The sequence below is a fragment of the Bacillus sp. ABR genome, from assembly GCF_056172715.1.
Window position 1 is genome coordinate 113,721 of the sequence record NZ_JAOYSL010000004.1, and the last position, 20,118, is coordinate 133,838.

At 42.2% G+C, this 20,118-nt stretch carries 20 protein-coding genes; 16 read left to right on the forward strand and 4 right to left on the reverse strand.

The features are described from left to right. Positions 1-2: 2 nt before the first annotated feature. Positions 3-338 (forward strand): hypothetical protein, encoded by a 336-nt coding sequence (locus tag OIT90_RS14055; protein WP_366204375.1) that lies wholly within the window; start codon positions 3-5, stop codon positions 336-338. A gap of 45 nt (positions 339-383) precedes the next feature. On the opposite strand, the gene OIT90_RS14060 is transcribed toward OIT90_RS14055, so the two are convergent. Further along, complete coding sequence (locus tag OIT90_RS14060) at positions 384-719, reverse strand: hypothetical protein (protein ID WP_064498775.1); 336 nt, start codon at positions 717-719, stop codon at positions 384-386. A 263-nt stretch (positions 720-982) separates the two neighbouring features. Beyond that, a complete protein-coding gene (locus OIT90_RS14065) occupies positions 983-2,044 on the reverse strand; it encodes a DUF4352 domain-containing protein (protein WP_039176247.1) in 1,062 nt (353 codons plus the stop codon). Between the two features lie 527 nt (positions 2,045-2,571). Here OIT90_RS14065 and OIT90_RS14070 point away from each other — a divergent pair. Both OIT90_RS14070 and OIT90_RS14075 read left to right on the forward strand, forming a co-directional pair. Next, entirely contained in the window at positions 2,572-3,000 is a 429-nt protein-coding gene (locus tag OIT90_RS14070; protein WP_039176249.1) for a cell wall hydrolase, read from the forward strand. 119 nt (positions 3,001-3,119) lie between these two features. Next, the gene (locus OIT90_RS14075; RefSeq protein WP_039176252.1) at positions 3,120-3,899 is read left to right on the forward strand and encodes a glucose 1-dehydrogenase; all 780 of its coding nucleotides are present in this window, start codon (positions 3,120-3,122) and stop codon (positions 3,897-3,899) included. Between the two features lie 20 nt (positions 3,900-3,919). On the opposite strand, the gene OIT90_RS14080 is transcribed toward OIT90_RS14075, so the two are convergent. Continuing rightward, positions 3,920-4,960: an acyltransferase family protein gene (locus OIT90_RS14080; RefSeq protein ID WP_330545862.1), complete on the reverse strand. Its 1,041-nt coding sequence runs from the start codon at positions 4,958-4,960 to the stop codon at positions 3,920-3,922. 217 nt (positions 4,961-5,177) lie between these two features. After that, a complete protein-coding gene (locus OIT90_RS14085) occupies positions 5,178-6,170 on the reverse strand; it encodes an LLM class flavin-dependent oxidoreductase (RefSeq protein ID WP_474892646.1) in 993 nt (330 codons plus the stop codon). Between the two features lie 413 nt (positions 6,171-6,583). Here OIT90_RS14085 and OIT90_RS14090 point away from each other — a divergent pair, with 413 nt between their 5' ends. The 13 genes from OIT90_RS14090 to OIT90_RS14150 all read left to right on the forward strand — a co-directional run bounded on the left by OIT90_RS14090 (position 6,584) and on the right by OIT90_RS14150 (position 20,047). Further along, positions 6,584-7,186, forward strand: coding sequence for a TerD family protein (locus OIT90_RS14090; protein WP_039176264.1), 603 nt, complete (start codon positions 6,584-6,586; stop codon positions 7,184-7,186). A gap of 20 nt (positions 7,187-7,206) precedes the next feature. Further along, positions 7,207-7,788, forward strand: coding sequence for a TerD family protein (locus OIT90_RS14095; RefSeq protein WP_039176267.1), 582 nt, complete (start codon positions 7,207-7,209; stop codon positions 7,786-7,788). Positions 7,789-7,827: 39 nt separating this feature from the next. Next, positions 7,828-8,406, forward strand: a complete 579-nt coding sequence (locus OIT90_RS14100; protein ID WP_034664245.1) for a TerD family protein — start codon at positions 7,828-7,830, stop codon at positions 8,404-8,406. A gap of 140 nt (positions 8,407-8,546) precedes the next feature. Then, a complete protein-coding gene (locus OIT90_RS14105; protein ID WP_039176272.1) occupies positions 8,547-9,326 on the forward strand; it encodes a TerC family protein in 780 nt (259 codons plus the stop codon). Positions 9,327-9,425: 99 nt separating this feature from the next. After that, entirely contained in the window at positions 9,426-10,613 is a 1,188-nt protein-coding gene (locus OIT90_RS14110; RefSeq protein ID WP_144490692.1) for an HpcH/HpaI aldolase/citrate lyase family protein, read from the forward strand. Next, complete coding sequence (locus tag OIT90_RS14115; protein WP_144516442.1) at positions 10,603-11,934, forward strand: phosphoribosyltransferase family protein; 1,332 nt, start codon at positions 10,603-10,605, stop codon at positions 11,932-11,934. Before OIT90_RS14110 ends, OIT90_RS14115 begins: the two co-directional genes overlap by 11 nt. After that, positions 11,927-13,036, forward strand: coding sequence for a cysteine protease StiP family protein (locus tag OIT90_RS14120; protein ID WP_474892647.1), 1,110 nt, complete (start codon positions 11,927-11,929; stop codon positions 13,034-13,036). The genes OIT90_RS14115 and OIT90_RS14120 overlap by 8 nt, the downstream gene beginning before the upstream one ends. After that, positions 13,033-13,848, forward strand: coding sequence for an HAD family hydrolase (locus OIT90_RS14125; protein WP_342503058.1), 816 nt, complete (start codon positions 13,033-13,035; stop codon positions 13,846-13,848). Before OIT90_RS14120 ends, OIT90_RS14125 begins: the two co-directional genes overlap by 4 nt. 70 nt (positions 13,849-13,918) lie before the next feature. Then, positions 13,919-15,535 carry a YceG family protein gene (locus OIT90_RS14130; RefSeq protein ID WP_474892648.1) on the forward strand — a complete coding sequence of 539 codons (1,617 nt, stop codon included), beginning with the start codon at positions 13,919-13,921 and terminating at the stop codon, positions 15,533-15,535. 14 nt (positions 15,536-15,549) lie between these two features. Then, entirely contained in the window at positions 15,550-16,644 is a 1,095-nt protein-coding gene (locus OIT90_RS14135) for a toxic anion resistance protein (protein WP_034283225.1), read from the forward strand. 400 nt (positions 16,645-17,044) lie between these two features. Then, positions 17,045-18,310: a glycine/proline betaine ABC transporter ATP-binding protein OpuAA gene (gene opuAA, locus OIT90_RS14140; RefSeq protein ID WP_039176292.1), complete on the forward strand. Its 1,266-nt coding sequence runs from the start codon at positions 17,045-17,047 to the stop codon at positions 18,308-18,310. A gap of 10 nt (positions 18,311-18,320) precedes the next feature. Then, entirely contained in the window at positions 18,321-19,166 is an 846-nt protein-coding gene (opuAB, locus tag OIT90_RS14145) for a glycine/proline betaine ABC transporter permease subunit OpuAB (protein WP_039182966.1), read from the forward strand. Further along, positions 19,166-20,047, forward strand: coding sequence for a glycine betaine ABC transporter substrate-binding protein (locus OIT90_RS14150; protein ID WP_144490693.1), 882 nt, complete (start codon positions 19,166-19,168; stop codon positions 20,045-20,047). The genes opuAB and OIT90_RS14150 overlap by 1 nt, the downstream gene beginning before the upstream one ends. The last annotated feature ends 71 nt before the right edge of the window (positions 20,048-20,118 follow it).

Sequence of the window (20,118 nt, forward strand, 5' to 3'; positions counted from 1 at the left end):
ATATGCCTTATCAAACAGATGACGATGATGTGTTAGGACTATGTAATATATATGCTCAGCAAACACACCATTTTGAAGCCTTTATTTTGGGAAATAGGAAAGGCTTATTAGAACTAAGAAATGCAATAGACAAGGCTTTAGAAACCGGTTGTTCTACTGCAGCGTTATTCCCTTCTGATTATGAAGGATATGATGTCTATGTTGCTTTAGTAGACGAGGAGCAAAGGTTTAAAAAATTAACGACTCCTTATGTAGAGGAATACGCACAAGAGGAAGATGCGGTTGATCCAATTGAGATCATTAAAGAATATGAAGCTGAAAAGGGGAATTCCTTATAAAGAGATTCCCCTGCTTGTGAACTCGTTTGCTAGTGAATCAAATGTCTATGGATTTGGCTTGTCATTGGGTTTTGTCCAGTACTTGATGTCTTCCAATGCTCTTTCAATGTCATCCATATCGTCAATTCCTAAAGTACTATCAAATTTCGAAGATAGTATCTTTCGTACTTTAGCGAGTCTTTGAGTGACCTCCCACTCATCTATAAATCGTGTGGTTTCTGTTTCATATTCTCCTCTATATGCTTCCTCACCATACTGATGAAATTTTTCACCATAATAAGAACCCATGTTATGCAAAGACAAAAGAATCAAATTCATTTCTTTTAATACCTCTAACATTTCATCACCCGTGTAGGTGATGTTTTGATTAGACTTTAGCATTGACTCCCACCCTTAAAATAAGAAATGTTGATATACGCCGCAACCAATACGCTTGTGTTCATCATATTAAAAAAACCCCCGGGATCGGGGGTTTCAGCGTGTAGACAAACCCTCGCATTCTTTGTCAGTTCTGCGCTCCGGTGCTCGCCCTTCCAAGACTGCAAAGGTTTTCTATCACGCTGAAAAGAAGACAAAGGGCTAAAATAAAGATCATTTTAGCCCTTTGTCAACAATCTGAAACCCCCGGAATCGGGGGTTTTTCTTTAGTTCTTGATGAATTTCTCAACTAATGAGCTTGTTTTGTAGTCGTTCAAATCAAGTTTCCATTGGTCGATATCATTTTTCTTCATGTTCACTTCTACTGTTTCTTCAGAAGATGATGGTCCTAATTTTTTAAATTCATCTGGATAGATAGAAAGTAGATATTTCTGTGCATCATCATAAGATGCTGAACGGTTTTTGCTGTAGAACTCAGTCGCTTTCTCTTTCAAACGATCGACAAGCGGACTTGCATCAATCGGTGTAAGAGTCACAGTCACGACAGCTTTATCACCACTGATCGCTTTTGTTTTTGTTGATACTTTTGATTTTTCAGCTAATGTTTCTTTTACTGCTTTTAAAAGCTTATCAAGGTTTTCGTCCTTCGCTGAGCTAGAAGAAATACCTGATGAAGTGATATAACCTTGTTTGAATGATTTATCGAATTCATTCACAACAGTTGATTTGTTATCACCTGTTAGTTTTTCGAAATCGTCGTTTTTCTTACCAAAAATCATCACATCAATATAAGAAGAAAGAGCTTTTGCAGATGCTTGTAGTGTATCTGCTTTTTTCATTAAGTCTTTTCCTTTAATATCGAATTCTAGTGTTTTGTCATCTTTTTTCGATCCACTGCCTGGCTCTGTGTAAACAAGCTGATAGTCTTTGTCTTTGTCAACAACAAAGAATAGACCGCCTTTTGTTACTTTGTCTGCATTTAAAGAGCTTGAAGATAATACTTCATTGTAGTCATCTGGAGAGATCGTAGATACTTGTGCGTCATCTTGGTAAAGTGTGAAGTTGCTTTTATCAACATTGAGAGGCTCTTTGCTGATATTTTTTACAGATACATTCACTTTTAGTACATACTGATCATCCTGTACAGATGTATCGTATTGAGGTGGTAATGTGTACTCAGCACTTTCTACCTTTACCTCTGCTGCATCAAGAGATTTTTTGGTATCGTTTTCTTTCGCAGCTGTTTTGTCTTTACCACCACTACAAGCGGCAGCGACAACAGTTACACACAAGATCAGAAGAAACAGGGATAATTTCTTTTTAAACATGTCGTGTTTTCCTCCTCGGGTTTATGGTGAATTTCATTGAAAAGCTGTAGTTCATATCGTTCTTTTTGCACAAAAAGAAAAATACTGTATGTTTTTTACTGTAGAATGAAGCGAAAGTACTGTCAATACCTCAGTGCGTTTCCGAGGTTGATTGGCTTCAAGTAGTAAAAATGACACTAAGTTGAGAGGAGAAACTTGTAATTTATTATTTGATATCTCCTGTAGAAACTCAACATTTTATATTTTAAGGTTTTGAGTCGGATTATTGAATAGGTTCAAATGACTGTTTTTGAAGATGATGTCGCAATTAGAAGGATTTTTATGACTTGTAAATGAGTATATAGTAATGAATATTTTTTCCTGCTATGTGGATGATCACTTGGTTTGTGTGTTGTTGACAGCAAGACACATGTCCAGCAAATTTAGACAGGCTGCCGACACTGAACGTGCTTTTTCATGTCAAAATGGCAGTCATCTACACAGAAACGCTACATAAAATAAAAGAGAAACGAACTGGAGGTGGATGTATGGCAGTGGTAAGAGCGACAAGCTCTGATATTGATTTAATGGCCAGACTGCTGAGAGCGGAGGCAGAAGGTGAAGGGAAGCAAGGGATGCTGCTCGTAGGAAATGTGGGCATCAATCGGCTGCGTGCCAACTGCTCTGACTTTAAAGGGCTGCGTACGATTCCACAAATGATTTATCAGGAGCATGCATTCGAAGCGGTCACGCATGGGTACTTTTATCAACGAGCACGAGAAACTGAAAAAACACTTGCGCGGAGAAATATTAACGGAGAACGTTTTTGGCCGGCAAAATTCAGCCTTTGGTATTTTAAACCGCCTGGCAATTGTCCAGCGACATGGTATAATCAGCCGTTTGTGGCAAGGTATAAGTCGCATTGCTTTTATCAGCCAACCGCCGAAACGTGTGAAAATGTCTATAACACCTTTTAGCTTGATGAAACGCACAATCCTCTTAGAGTACGAATGCAGAGGGTTGTGTTTTTGTTTTTTCCAAAATGGGTAACCATTGTGTATCAACAAGATGAAGCACGTGAATGGAGGAAATGATGATGTATCAAGATTTAAAAGGGAAAACAGCCATTGTCACAGGCTCTTCAAAAGGAATTGGACAAGCGATCGCATTGCGGTTTGGACAAGAGGAAATGAATGTGGTTGTGAACTATAAAGGCGATGAAGATGGAGCTGAAGAGACGGTACAAGCCATTCAGAAGCACGGAGGTGGGGCGGTGAAAGTACACGCAGATGTCTCCAAAGAGGAAGGCATCCAAGCCATCATGGATACAGCATTGGAACATTTCGGTACAGTAGATGTATTCGTCAATAATTCAGGCTTCAACGGCGAAGAAGCGCTGCCGCATGAGATGACGCTGGAGCAATGGCAAAACGTCATCGATGTGAACATAACAGGTGCATTTTTAGGCGCAAAGGCTGCGCTTGCCTATATGATGGAGCATGACATCAAAGGATCTATTTTAAATATTTCCAGTGTCCATCAGGAGATTCCGCGCCCATTCAACGTTCATTATTCCACTTCAAAGGGCGGAATGAATATGATGACAAAGACGCTGGCTCTTGATTATGCAGAATCAGGTATTCGAATCAATGCGATTGCGCCAGGTACCATGGCAACCGAATCAAATGATGATTTGCAGGATGAACAGAAAAAACAAAAGCAGCTTGAGAAAATTCCGATGAGGACCTTTGGTGAACCGAAGGAGATTGGGTCCGCTGCGGCATTCCTCGTTTCTAAGGAAGCGGCATATATCACAGGCACCACCTTATTTGTGGATGGTGGAATGACACTTTATCCTTCTCAAATCAATGATTAATCCGAAAAACATCCGCCTGTTCAGCCGGCGGATGTTTTTTGTTCGTAGCGTTGTGTAGCTTTGGCTCGTTTGCCGAGCAGCATCGGGTACTTGCCCAGGAAGGAGATACATGGCACCATGAGCAGCAATGTGCCGATCGTATAAAAAAGTGTCCAAGAGAGCTGCGCTGTATCAGCAATATTGATACCAAGTCCATAAAAAACAAATGCTTTCATGATATCAATGCCGGCAAACTGCAAGACAAGAATGACAATAGAATTTCGTCCTAGATACGTCAAAATAGGGGATGTTTTCAATTTAAAGCTTAAATAAATCACGGCAGCTGAACCGAGCAGAGCACATGCATAGAAAATAAAGAGATCACCGTAGTCGTTGACGCGCATATCGATCCGTGAATTAAAGCTCTGCATGTAAGCCGTCAGCACAAGCAGACCTGTACATAAAAGCAGGGTTGGATCTGTTTTTAATTCCACAAACCACTGCTTTGCTAAAAATCCAATCGAATAAAACACAACAGCCGTCAAAGCAACATTGGCATTCCAAGGAAGACTTTGATCTAAAAGCAAGGTAGAAACATATCCAGCACCTCCGCAAAGAACAGTCAGCAAGATTAAGGCAGCGGGTCTCCCTTTTGAAAGACGATGCATAAAGAAAAATAAAATTTCCACTAAAAAGAGTGTCGTTAAAAACCAAATCGCTGGGTTATGTGTAAGTCTTGCTTCATCTGCATTGGATATGAAAATACCTGTAAACGGAACGAAAGGGTCGATATCCGTTTGTCCCTTGAATGCGAAAAAACGAGTAACGGAGAACCAAAATACATACGTAATGATGGAGAAATAGAGATAGGGCAGGAGTAAGCTTTTGGCTTTTTTCTGAATAAATGACAAAGCAGGGGATGAGGATGACCGAAACATCATGCCTGATAGTAAAAAGAAAAGCGGCATATGAAAAGAGTAAATGAATTGCTTGAGCGAATCTGGAATGGGCACATGCGCCATAACCACGAGCAGAATGCCGATTCCTTTAGCTGCATCTACCCAATCGAGTCTCTTTTTCATGTCTGTCATCTCCTTTTTCTCAGCGTCGTAAACCGTTCATTGAATATGTACCTCTACTATATAAAAGGTACACCTCTTATGCGTTTACAGTTCGCTAACGATTAGAAGACACATTTGCGATTAGATGACAGACGGAAGGATTTTGACATCTTGATGTTACATTTCCCATTTTTTATGACAATGTAAAAAAAGAAGCCAGAAGCCTGAAAAGCTGGCTTCAAAATAATTCTGCTATTCGCTTGTAGGAGCGTTGTTTTTCAATCGGATCAAAGGAATTGTTCAGAATCATGATGTCATCCGTTTGATAGCGGTCCATCAAGGTCTGTAATTGCTCTTTCACCGTTTTCTTCGAGCCGACAATCATCCGCTGGCGGTTTTGCAGCACTTTTTTCTTTTCCTGCGTGGTGTAGTGATAGGCATTTGCTTCTTCTATAGAAGGAACGCGGCTGTCCAGTCCTTTTTCAACACGCAGCAGCCATAAATCTGTACTGCTGGCGATCCGGTCTGCTTCTTCATCTGTTTCACCGCAGATGACAAAGACGGCAAACATAGATTGTGGCTGCCTAGAAAAGACAGATGGAGAAAAGTGTGATCGATACGTCTCAAATGCTTGTTTGCCGCGTGCAGGATGAATAAAGTGGCCAAAAATATAGTTGATTCCAAGCTCCGCCGCCTGCATGGCACTATTTTCTCCTAGTCCAAGCAGCCAAACCGGCGGATTAGCATCAACAAGCGGAGCAGCTTTCACACCTGCATGCGGATGACCAGAAGGCAGGCTGTCTGATAAGTAAAAAAGAAGATCCTTCAGCTGGCGGTCAAACTGAGACAAATCTTTATGCACGCCGTCCGTCAATGCGAGTCTCGTCCTTTCGATCCCGCCGGGGGATTTGCCGACTCCGATCTCAATCCGTCCAGGATAAAGGGCTTCAAGCTGCCGCGTGACCTCTGCTACTTTAAAAGGACTGTACTGAGGAAGTAAAATGCCGCCAGATCCGGTACGCAAGGTCGATGTATGAGCCGCAATATGAGCCATTAATATTTCAGGTGCTGTACTAGCGAGCCCCCTTGTGCTGTGGTGTTCAGCGAACCAATAGCGCTCATACCCAAGCGTTTCAGCCAGCTGAGCCAGCTGCGTTGTATGAATCAATGTCTCCTGAGCAGACTGACCTTTAGGAATGGCGACTTGATCTAATATATGAAGTGATGGCATCATCAACATCCTTTCAACAACATGCTGAATATAAGTATAAAGAAATCAATGGGTGGAAGGAAACGAAAGGGTTTATCCTTTGAACACATGCTTTTATGTTTTCTATATCAACATATGAAACCACATCTTACGCTCCTTATCAGCAAGAGCTGCTCGCCGGGACCTTTCGACAATGTTTCACATGAAACACTTCATTTACGACATGAACTATTTTCATTGTGCATCTTTCTTTAAAAAAATATAAAGTGTTTGAAACCTATCTTGAACATAGATCGTATATACTAGTAAATAGAAAAAAGAGTAAGAGGCTCCAATGTCATTTCATGAATTTTGTCGAATTTTCATGTATGATGATTTTAATAGGGTCCATCGCTTAATAAATAGATTTTTATTATGCTGGAGGAGTGATTGATTTGGCGATTACATTAGAAAAAGGTCAACGTATTGATTTAACAAAAGGGAAAGCAGGGCTAACGAATATTCTTGTTGGACTTGGCTGGGACCCTGTATCACAAGGCGGCGGGTTTTTAGGAAAGCTGTTTGGCGGCGGAGGCGGCGCTGATGTTGATTGTGATGCTTCAGTGCTCATGCTGAAAAATGATAAGTTTACGGAAAATAAAGATTTGATTTATTTTGGCAACCTAAAAAGCAAATGCGGCAGTGTTGAGCATACAGGTGACAACCTGACTGGTGAAGGAGACGGAGATGATGAACAAGTCCTCGTCAACTTGAGCAAGGTGCCGGGTAATGTGAATAAATTGGTGTTTGTCGTGAACATTTATGATGCCCTTAGAAGAAACCAACACTTTGGTATGATTCAAAATGCTTACATTCGCATCGTTGATCGTTCAAACAATCAAGAATTAGTGAAATATAATTTAAAAGATGACTATGCAGGAAAAACATCGTTAATCGTCGGAGAACTTTACCGTCAAGAGAATGAGTGGAAGTTTGCGGCTCTTGGAAATGGTACAAATGATGCGAAGCTTGCCGATATTACGAGAAACTACATTTAAACAGAAGGGAGAGGTTCCTAGTGGGAATTTCTTTAGCGAAAGGTCAAAAAATTGATTTAACAAAAACGAATCCGGGTTTAACAAAAGTAGTCGTTGGTCTTGGCTGGGACGTCAATAAGTATGACGGCGGACATGACTTTGATCTAGACGCAAGTGTATTCCTTTTAGATGCAGCAGGTAAAGCAAGCTCTCCATCTGACTTTGTCTTTTACAACCAAACAACTGGCGGAGGCGGCAGTGTCGTACATACAGGCGATAACCGCACTGGTGAAGGGGACGGAGATGACGAGCAGGTCAATGTTGACCTTGCAGCTGTACCAGCAAGTATTGAGAAGATTTCATTTGTCATTACCATTCATGATGCAGAAGCGCGCAGTCAAAACTTCGGACAAGTGTCTAACGCATATGTACGTATTTTAAATGCGGCTTCGAATGAAGAACTTATTCGCTACGATTTGGCAGAGGATTTCTCAATTGAGACAGCCATTATTGTAGGTGAATTATACCGTCATGGCGGGGAATGGAAATTCTCAGCTGTCGGATCAGGCTATCAAGGCGGTCTTGCACGCATTGCAACGGACTTCGGCTTAGATATCGGATAACGATAGTTTCCTATTTTCAAAGACAGGAGAGATACGAATATGGCGATTCAGCTTTCAAAAGGACAACGTGTCGATTTAACTAAAACCAACCCAGGGCTGACGAAAGTGATGATCGGTCTTGGCTGGGATACGAATAAATATTCTGGCGGAGCCGAATTTGATTTGGACGCATCGGCTTTCTTGGTAGATGCAAACAATCGTTGTCAGCAAGATACAGATTTTGTGTTCTATAATAACCTTCAGCATCCGAGCGGCAGTGTCACTCATACAGGTGATAACCGGACGGGTGAAGGAGATGGAGATGACGAGCAAATTCTCGTTGATTTCTCGAAAATTCCTGCTAACATTGATCGTATCGGAATTACAGTTACGATCCATGATGCAGAGACGCGCAGCCAAAATTTTGGACAAGTCTCTAATGCATTTGTTCGTGTTGTAAATGAAGAGGGCGGGGAAGAATTGATTCGCTTCGATTTAGGCGAAGACTTCTCAATTGAAACAGCTGTTGTGGTATGTGAATTGTACCGACACGGAAGTGATTGGAAGTTTAACGCGATCGGAAGCGGATTCTCTGGCGGACTTGCAGCTCTTTGTCAAAATTATGGGTTAGAAGTGTAAATAAGAGAAACAAATCAATTCAAGAGGTGCTGTCAAAAACTCATATGAGGGCCTTTTCCAAAGTGAGAAAGAAATAGCGATCAAGAATAGCAGCAGGCGAAAGCCTGCTGATGCTTCTACACTTATAGGAGGAAAACCAGTTGGACATTTTGAAACATATGTTGGATACATATGCCTCGTTTTTTGATTGGCATATGTGGGCAGAGGTGTTAACAGACCCTGTCTCTTGGGGGCTTATTGGGACGCTTGTCGTGCTTGAAGGATTGTTATCAGCAGATAACGCACTTGTATTAGCCGTGATGGTGAAACATTTACCGGAAAAGCAGCGTAAAAAGGCATTAACCTACGGATTAATTGGCGCTTATTTCTTCCGTTTTCTATTCATTGGCGTAGGGATGCTGCTTATTAAATTCTGGTGGATTAAGGTTCTTGGAGCTGCTTACCTAGCATGGCTTGTCATTAAGCACTTCTGGTTAGGTGATGGCGATGATGAAGCGAAGGAATTGAAAAAAGAAGGCTGGTTGATTCGGGTATTTGGTATATTCTGGGCAACCGTTATCTCTGTAGAAATTATGGACCTTGCCTTCTCGGTTGATAGTATTCTTGCAGCATTCGCTGTATCTGAGGAAGTATGGATTCTTCTATTAGGCGGAATGCTTGGAATTCTCATGATGCGTACAGTGGCACAGTTGTTCCTTGTTCTTATTGACCGTATCCCAGAGCTCGAGAATACAGCGTTTATTCTTATCGGGATCATTGCGATCAAAATGGGCTTGAGTGCTGCTCACATTGAAATCCCGCATCTTGTATTCTTTGCGATTATTATCCTAGCATTTATCGGAACGTTTATTGTTCATAAAATCAATAAGAAGAAACATCAAGGTGTAACAAACGAAGCTGCGGCTTCAAAAGAAGAATAGGACGATCAAAAAGGAATGGAGTTGATTAGCGGCTCCATCCTTTTTTGAATCATCAAGTCATTTGTTCGATTTTCTCTCAACAACAGGAGGTGGCACAGCATGCGGTATTTTCAGTTTTTATCAGAGGCGAGGCAGCACGATATTTTTTTCAAACGGCCGGTGGCGATGCATTTGATGACGCCAAGGCACGTACTTGCGCATGCATTAGGTGCTACTTTGTATATGCCTGCAACAAGACAGGATATAGCAGACATGCTGCTGTCGCAGAAATATGAAGCGCTTTGCTCTGTTGTATTTTGTTTAGAGGATGCCATCGGTGATCAAGAAGTGGAAATGGCTGAGCAGAATCTAGTGGTACAACTCGCCAAACTGTCGGACAAATTGACGCATACGCCTGAAACGGCTGAACAATTGCCGCTTTTATTTATTCGGGTTCGTTCACCGAAGCAGCTGCTTGAAATGGCAGATTTGCTAGGTTCATCTCTTCATTTATTGACGGGTTTTGTATTTCCGAAGTGTTCTATTCATAATGCGAAGGATTATTTGGACAGCTTGAAACAGGTTTCAGCACAAACGAAGACAAAGCTGTACGGTATGCCCATTTTGGAAACACCCGATTTATTAGAAAAAGAAACAAGATATACGGTGCTGTCTGAGTTAAAGCAGATCATGCTGAATGATGAAGAATATATTTTGAATATTCGTATTGGGGCAACGGATCTTTGCGGCTTATATGGCATTCGCCGTGATCGTGACACCACCATCTATGAAATCAGATTGATTGCTGATTTGATCACAGATATGATCAATTATTTTGGTCGTTCCTTTGTTGTTTCAGGTGCAGTATGGGAGCATTTTGGCCCTGCACGAAAGGAACAAAAACCATTCATCCGTGCGCTTTCTAAGGGCGGTGAGCTGTCCTTATCTGAATTCGATGACGTACAAGGTTTACTCAAGGAGACAAAACTCGATGTAGCCAACGGCATACATGGGAAGACAGTGATCCATCCAACACATCTCAAGCCAGTGCAAAGCATGTACGTTGTGACAAAGGAAGAGTACATGGATGCATTAAGTATTTTAGAACATGCTGACGGCACAGTTGGCGTAATGAAGAGTGTCTTCTCTAATAAGATGAATGAAACGAAGCCCCATTACAGGTGGGCAGAGCAGATATTAATTAAGTCAGACATTTACGGGGTGTTTCATGAAAATAGAAGCTATATCGACATACTCACAGAATCAGAAGCGACATACGCTGAACATCTTGGAACATATGGAGGTTGAGCTTGACCTCAAAGAAGGTGCGCTCCAGCTGGAGAAAGAGCATCTTTTTGAGATGGCAGCAAGGGTGAACAAAAAAAGAGCCTTTTTATTCGTTAGTAAGGTACTTGGAAAGCATATTCCTGTTCATCCAGTGAAACCGCTCCTTGTCTCGGGTCTTTTAGCGATGGCATATGCCAAAGAGCAAACGGGACAGACGCCTCCGTACCAAGATTTTCTTGTAGAGGCACTCAAGACGGATGATCACGCGGCGTTAACGGCAGCCTATGAAACACTCAAAAAAGAAAAGCTAGCAGCTGGCAATGAGCCTGTCGTCATCGGCTTTGCGGAAACGGCAACAGCCCTTGGACATGGTGTGTATGATGTGCTAGAAGGCGCATCTTACATTCATACGACACGTGAACAGCTGCTGGGTCTTGACCCGTCATTGGTATTTGAAGAAGAACATTCGCATGCAACAGACCAGCTTTGTTATGCAGATGAAGCATTACTTCGCACAGACCGCCCCATCGTGTTAGTAGATGATGAAGTCACGACAGGCCGTACAAATATCAACATCATTCGTGACCTTCATGCAAAGTACCCGCGGCATTCTTATACCATTCTTTCCATTTTGGACTGGCGGACGGAGGAGCATGAGAAAGCCATGTGCCAGCTTGAAGAGGAGCTCGGAATTCACATCACATCATTGTCTTTATTAAAAGGGCAGATGGTCTTTAGAGGCAAAACGCTTGATGAACCAGCTTATTCGTATGAGATTGCGGAGCAAGAGAAGCGGCCAAGTCTCTCTTTTCATTCTCTTCAATCTTTCTTTAAGCAAGTGCCGTATTCACTTTCTCATGCAGCAAATTCGGCTGGTCATTCGCCATATATACATGAAACGGGCCGTTTTGGTTTAAACGCAGCAGATACGGAAGCACTTGACCAAGCAGCTGCTGAAGCGGGTTTGAAGCTGCGGCAGGAACGCAAAGGGAAGCAAACACTTTGCTTAGGGACAGGTGAGCTGATGTATGTACCGATGAGACTGTCTGCACATATGGGTGAAGGCATTCGCTTTCATTCAACAACGAGAAGTCCTATTCACCCAGTCGAAAAGGATGGATACGCTGTCCAAAATGGGTTTACCTTTATGAATCCAGAGGATGCCCGAATTCAGCACTACGTGTACAACATTCCAAAAGGTGAATATGATGATGTATTTCTCTTTTTTGAGAAAAAGGTCTCTCAGGAGGCATTGCTTCCGCTTATTCATTTATTTGCCGAGCGGCATGTGAAGCATGTGCATATTGTGACTTTATCAGACGAGGTGAAGGTGAATGGCTAACGTGTATACAAAGATGGGAAGCTATCCAGAGCAGGATGTAACCTTCTTACTCAAAGATTTATCCTCTATTGAGATGGAGAAAAGTACAGAAGAGCGGGAGCGTTCCATTCAGAGTGGTGCGCATTATTCAGAAATGCTGCCAATTGAATATAAACCAACTGAATCTTATATGACTTTATTCTATCAATCTCTTGAAGAAAGTAAGGAAAAGGTAGCCGAAGCAGTAGCTGTTGTAGCAGAACAGATTATGAAAAAGCGAGGCTTCAAAACCGTGCTTTGCAGCTTGGCGCGTGCAGGAACACCGATCGGGGTGCTAATCAAACGATATATTCGAAAGACATATGGTATCGATCTGCCTCATTACAGCATCTCTATTATTCGCGACCGCGGAATAGACGAGAATGCACTGCATTATATGCTGAAAGAACATCCAGGCTTTGAAATTGCTTTTATCGATGGATGGACTGGAAAAGGTGCGATTTCGAAAGAGCTCGAAAAAGCTGTGATTGATTTTGAAAAAAAGTATGGCGTGCGTCTTTCGAGTGAGCTGGCTGTGCTGGCTGACCCTGGCTATTGTACACATGTATATGGAACGAGAGAGGACTTTCTCATTCCAAGTGCCTGCCTGAATTCGACGGTATCAGGGCTTGTCAGTCGTACGGTACTAAACAACCGCTGGATCAATGCCGATGATTTCCATGGGGCAAAGTATTATAAAGAGCTGCTTGATGAGGATGTGTCCAATCTGTATGTGGATACGATTGAAGAAGCATTTTCCAGCCTCGGAGCAAATGTACAAGAGAAAGCAGAAACCATACTTACGCAAGGGACGCCGGCAGATTGGCGCGGAATGGCATCCATTGAAGCAATCGGTCAGGAGTTTCAAATTAAAAATACCCATTTGATTAAGCCGGGTGTTGGTGAGACGACCCGCGTGCTGCTTAGAAGAATCCCGTGGAAAATCTTGATTCAGCCTGGATCTCAGGAAAAGCTGAAGCATATTTTGCTTTTGGCTGAGGACAGAGGCGTTCCTGTCATTGAATATGCCAATATGTCCTACACGTGCTGCGGGTTAATTCGCCCGCTGGAGCAAACGTCATGAAGACATATGCATTTGCCAGTGATTTAGACCGAACGCTGATTTACTCACATCGAGTGCTTGACCAGTATGCGTATGAAGGAGAGTATGATTTAGTTGAGGTGCTGGACGAACGGCCGCTTTCCTATATGTCTGTTGAAACGAAAAGATCCTTGCAGACGATTCATCAATCAGGCTGGTTCATTCCAGTGACGACAAGAACGACTGCACAGTATGAACGGATCACCTTCTTTCAACAAGAGCTTCAACCGGAGTATGCTGTCACAACAAACGGGGGCTGTATTCTTCACCATGGCAAGCCGCTTGAGGATTGGCAGGCCATTGTTGATGAGAGACTTAGGGAGTGTATGCCAGTCAGAGAGATGCTGAGGGCGATCTCCGAACTTCCGGTTGCGGCTTGGGTGAAGCGTACCCGTACAGCAGAGGGAAGATTTCTTTATTTGATTATGAAAGATGAGTATTTATCTCACATACCGCTTGCTGAGTTGAAGCTGTGGGGTGAGGAGAGAGGCTGGCAGGTTTCTCTTCAGGGACGGAAGCTTTATTTTATTCCACAGCCGCTTAATAAGTGGGATGCTGTTGCTTTTCTAAAGGACAGGCTGAAGCTTGAATACGTCTATGGTGCGGGTGATTCCCTGTTAGATGCGGGGCTCATTCGTCAATCAGATAAGGGCTTTGCCCCAAGGCATGGAGAAGTTCTCGACTTTGACCCAGGACTTGAGCCGACAGCAGCCTTTGGCATGGCCGCAGCGGATGAAATCACCGCTTCTGTCATTGAGCAGATGACGAACGCAAAAAAGCCTTCGATTCGATAGCAGAAGTAGAAGGCTGAATGATATGATAGTAGTAGCTTTCTAGAAAATATAGGAGAAAGGAAGGAGCGGCGTGAGTTATAAAGAAATCAATGTCACCCATACACGGGCGGAGCAGGAAGCCTGGAAAAACGTGCTGAAAAAGCCGCTCCCTGAAAGAGACGGTTATGTAAAGGACGAGCATACATTGTCCTTACCGCGTCTCACCGCCCGGGTCCTTGGAACTCCGCATGATGCAACCGATTATTTTATTTATTTACATGAATTATACGAAACAGACGGCATGCATATTTTAAGTGAAACGCTCAATCGTCATATTGAGCCAGAGCATTTTCAAGCGTTGCAGCGTATTCATTTGATTAACCAAGAAGAAAAGGGATTGTCCGTGAATCGCTTTGTGGCTTTTTTAGATGGTGAACAGCTGATTGTCCGCCATCCAAACCCTGTGATGAACCGGCATATCCGTCTTTCATTGATCAAGGTGTTTGAGCATTTCAAGCAGCTGCATGAGGGTGGATTTCAGCATCCTGATTTCCGCCGGGTCTTGCTGGATGTCGTGAAGTTTTCAAATAACCATCTAGGTCCATGGCTGAAGGAAGTCAATATAGAAGAAAAAATGCCGGCTGTCATTTGGTATGGAGAGGCGAATAAAAGTCAGCTTTATTTTCTTTACTATGTCATGCTGATTGGCTGTGATGTTGTGCTATTTCATCCAGAAGGCGTAGATTCGTTTCGCGAATTAGATCCAGAAGAAAAGCTGACTTTTATTGATCAGTACCCGGGGACTTCAAAGCTTGAGCCGTTCCCTACTGAAAAGCCTGAGAGGAAATCAACGGTGGCGTACCGCTCGACAAGAGAGCTTGAAGAGGTGCTTCACACGGAAGATTCAATGCTGTATAAGCCGTGGCAATTCAGAGATCATACTCCTCATTCCATTACGCTGAAGACAACGTATGATGAGCTGTTTTTAATTGCAAAGGAACGATCCTTTATCCGCCCGAATTTCAAAGCAGACCGGGACACGATACAGATTCCGAATCTTTTTGCGAAAATGATGGGTGTCACACGAGACAAGCGTGAATACTGGGATCGCATTCACACGTTAATGGAGGGGAAAGAGACGAAGACCATTCGCCATTTTCCTTTTACGAAAGAAGTGACTTCGAATTATCAATTTCATTATCAGCATGCACTGTCTGCTACTGGAGAGATTGATCCTGAATTATTAATGAAAAGCAATGTGTGGCAGTTTTCTCATCTATATGAGGGCGCGCAGCGTGCGATAGCAGAGGCGATATCTCGAATCTGTCAGCATCCGAAGCTATTAAAACAAGGCAATGAAACCGAATTAGATGTCCGCATTTATTTATTCAAGCAGGTTCTGCATTTGAGCCAGGATCTCATTGAACTGATTCAAACCTTTGATTATGCACAAACCGTACCGAAAGTGATTTTATACCATACGGAATATAATGGGGAGCTGACTCGTTCTGATGCGGCCGCCCTGATTTTCCTAAATGAAATGGGTGTGGATCTCTTCGTATATCATCCGGCGGGATATCAGTGTATCGAACGGTATATCGATGACCAATTATTTGATACCCATTGGCTTGATGAGATGGTCATGAACCAGGAGTTTAAAGAGCCGTCCATCGTTAGAAAGTTATTTCAATCCATTAAAAACCGATAAGGAGATCAAAGCTTATGACAAATACAAACGGAAATGACATCATTTCAATTGATAAAGAGGAAATCACGATTGAGAAGGCAGACGATATTCGCGTTCAGCTTCGAAACGAACCAGAAGTGCAAAATATTGCGAGACAGATCGATGCGAAAAATCAGCTTGAGCTTCTTGAATACGGAAAACAGCCAGCCGTTGAAATCTCTAAGTTCTCTGATCGTATCCTTTCAATGATGCGTTCAACAAGCGTCACTGACTCAGGAACAATGCTGACGCAGCTTGGCAAGATTATGGATCGCTTTGATAAAAATGATTTTGACGAGCCGAAGGGTGGTTTGTTGTCAAAAATCTTTAAACGCGGCGGCAGCATGATTGAAAAGATTTTTAGTAAATATCAAACGCTCGGTGCTGAGATTGAAAAAATTAATGTAGAAATTAGTAAATATAAAGATGAAATGACCAAATCGACTGTGACGCTTGAAGAAATGTATGAGCATAACATTCAATACTACATGGAGCTTGAAAAGTATGTCGTAGCCGGTCAAATGAAAATTGAAGAATTAAAGCAATTGGTTCCTTCATATGAAGAAAAAGCAGCTAGTGGAAACCAGCTGGCACAAATGGAACTTGATACGCTTCGTAATGGGATTCAAGCGCTTGAAGAGCGTGTATATGACCTTGATATGGCAAGAATGGTCGCGCTTCAAACGGCACCGCAAATCCGTTTACTTCAGCGTGGGAATACAAAATTAATCGGTAAAATCAACTCTGCCTTCATTATCACCATTCCAATCTTCAAAAATGGGATCATTCAAGCTGTGACAGCGAAGAGACAAAAGCTTGTCGCTGATTCCATGAGTGAGCTGGATAGAAGAACAAATGAAATGCTGAAACGAAACGCTGAAAACATTTCAAGTCAAAGTGTGGAGATTGCCAAATTATCCGGCCGTCCAAGCATCGACATTGAAACGATCGAATCTTCCTTTAATACAATTGTACAAGGGATGAAAGAGACGAAACAGATCGAAGAAGAGAACAAGCGATTACGTGAAGATGGAACAAAACGTATGCTTGAGCTTCAAGATAATATTAAGCGGGCTGCCCTAGAGTCCTAAAAAAACGAGCTGTCTGTAACTAAAGTTGCAGGCAGTTTTTTTGTGAATTTAAATAAAATTTGAGACAAAAGGTTTTTATGTGACCATTTTCGGGTAAATCATGTTCAGGGGAATGGTTCGCCCATGATTCAAAAAAACTGCTATGACGAGGATTCGACTTATTTTTTAGCACAATTAGGAATTTCCAGTAAAATATTGTCTGGTGAGAGGAAATACCCCGTAAAATATGTAGTTTATGAAGCATTCTATAGGATTTACGAGTAATACGGCGTATAAACTCTAATGACCAGACCTCTATATGGAATTCATACATATTGTGGGGAAATAAGCGAATTCTAAAGATTGTTCGCATCATAACGCTTATGTTACGGTTATAAAGATGCTAATTTGGAGGGAAAATATGAATTCTGAAGAGAGAAATATCAAAATCAAGATAAATAATGTATCTAAAATTTTCGGTAAAAATGCTAAAAAAGCATCTCAAATGCTTGAAAACGGGAAAACAAAAAGAGAGATCCTAAAAGAGACCGGCGCAACAGTTGGTGTCAATCGAGCAAATTTTGATGTTTATGACGGCGAGATATTTGTCATCATGGGGCTATCAGGGAGCGGAAAGTCCACACTTGTGCGGATGCTAAACAGGTTAATCGAACCAACCTCCGGTGAAATTTATATTGATGGGGATATGATAACAAATATGTCAAAGGATCAATTGCGTGAAGTCAGACGGAAAAAGATCAGCATGGTTTTCCAAAACTTCGCATTGTTCCCGCACCGTACAATTCTTGAGAACACAGAGTATGGTCTTGAATTGCAAGGTGTAGATAAAGAAGAGCGCAGACCAAAAGCGCTTGAATCTTTAAAGCTTGTTGGACTTGAAGGCTTTGAAGAGCAATACCCAAATCAATTAAGTGGTGGGATGCAACAGCGTGTTGGATTGGCACGTGCGTTAGCAAATGACCCTGACATTTTATTAATGGATGAAGCATTCAGCGCACTAGACCCATTAATTCGTAAAGATATGCAGGATGAATTGCTTGAGCTTCATACATCTGTAGGAAAAACGATCATTTTCATTACCCATGATTTAGATGAGGCGCTTCGTATTGGCGACCGCATTGTGCTCATGAAGGACGGAAATATCGTTCAAATCGGAACACCAGAAGAAATTCTAATGAACCCATCGAATGAATATGTTGAACGTTTCGTTGAAGATGTTGACCTTTCTAAAGTATTAACCGCTGGTCATATTATGAAACGTGCAGAAACAGTTCAGATTGACAAAGGGGCACGTGTTGCGCTTACGCTCATGAAAAACCTAGGGATTTCGTCTATCTATGCGGTAGATAAGAAAAAGCATTTATTAGGTGTCATTTCTGCCCAAGCAGCGAAGAAAGCAGCAGAAACGGGAGCGTCGCTTGAAACGGTTCTCGATAAAGAATTTACGACAGTGTTGGAATCTACGTATTTGACAGAGATCTTTGATGCGGTGTCTGATGCGAACATTCCGATTGCCGTTGTCGATGAGAAAAACAGAATGAAGGGCATTGTGGTCCGAGGTGCATTGATTGGTGCATTATCAGGAAATGATGAGTATATCAACATGTCTTCTAACAAGCTAGAGGAAATTAAAGCACAAGAGCCTTCTGCACAGGAGGTAGAATAAGATGTTTAGTATGAGTGATTTACCTAGAATTCCGTTTGCGGAATATATCGATCAATTTGTTGACTGGTTAACATTAACGTTTGGTGGTTTCTTTGATGGCATCACAAATGGATTAGCAGGAACAGTAAATGGGATTGTGGCTGCACTTGGCGTCATTCCATCCATTATTTTAACCCTTATTTTTGCCGGCATTGCTTGGTGGATCAGTACAAGAGGAGTTGCTCTTTTCACACTTATTGGATTTTTACTGATCGACTATTTAGGCTACTGGCATCCAATGCTTCAAACACTTGCGCTCGTTTTGACCGCTGTGGTCATTTCTATTGTGATCGGGGTTCCGATCGGTATTTGGGCATCACAGAAGGAAACTGTGCGTAAAATTGTGACACCTATTTTAGATTTAATGCAGACAATGCCTGCATTCGTTTATCTATTACCAGCGATCTTCTTCTTTAATATTGGGGTTGTTCCTGGGGTTGTGGCATCGGTTATCTTCTCCATGCCGCCAACCATCCGTATGACCATTCTCGGTATTAAACAAGTACCAGCTGATTTAATTGAAGCAACAGAAGCATTTGGTTCAACGACATTCCAGCGTTTATTCAAAGTTCAGCTTCCACTTGCAACAAAAACCATCTTAGCTGGTATTAACCAAAGTATCATGCTGGCTCTATCAATGGTCGTTATTGCAGCAATGGTGGGTGCACCAGGACTTGGTTCAGAAGTATATAGTGCGGTAACCCAGCTGAAAACAGGTATTGGTTTTGAAGCAGGTATTGCCATTGTTATTGTGGCGATTACACTTGACCGTATTACACAAAACATTAAAACGAAAAAAACCAGGGGGAATGCTTAATGTGGAAAAAGTCTCTCTACATTGGGATGACCGCCCTGCTTGTCTTTTTACTAGCCGCTTGCGGTGCGCAGACAGATTCAAATGCGAGTGCAGCACAGCAGGTGAATAAGACCATTATCGGAATCGATCCAGGTTCAGGGATTATGGCACTGACAGATCAAGCGAAAAAGGATTACGGCTTAGAGGATTGGACGGTTGTGTCTGCATCAAGTGCAGCTATGACGGCAACACTCAAAAAATCTTACGACCGTAAAAAGCCAATCATCATCACTGGCTGGAATCCACACTGGATGTTTTCCCGCTATGATTTAAAATATCTAGATGATCCAAAAAAATCTTACGGTGAAGCGGAAGAAATTCATACGATTTCACGTAAAGGCTTTGCAAAGGATGAGCCGGAAGCAGCCAAAATGCTTAGTCAGTTTAAATGGTCTCAAGATGACATGGGCGAAGTCATGATTGATATTCAAGATGGTGTGAAACCAAAGGATGCTGCCATAAAATATGTGAAAAAACATAAAGACCAAGTAGCGAAATGGACAAAAGGCGTGAAAAAGTCGAATGGTGGAAAAATCAATCTTGCCTACGTTGCCTGGGATAGTGAGATTGCAAGTACCAATGTTGCGGCAGAAGTATTGCGTGAACTCGGGTTTAATGTGACTTTGACTCAGGTTGAAGCAGGTCCAATGTGGACAGCAATTGCAACCGGAAGTGCGGATGCATCATTATCCGCTTGGCTGCCAAATACGCATAAAACGTATGCAGCGAAGTTTAAAGGAAAATATGACGACCTTGGTACAAGTATGAAAGGCCTTCGAATGGGGCTAGTTGTTCCGAAATATATGAAGAACGTAAACTCCATTGAAGATTTGAAAAAATAGTCAATGATGTAATGGTTCCCTTATAATAGAAGGGAGCATGTGGAAAAAGCAGTCTGCTCAAAAAGCGGCTG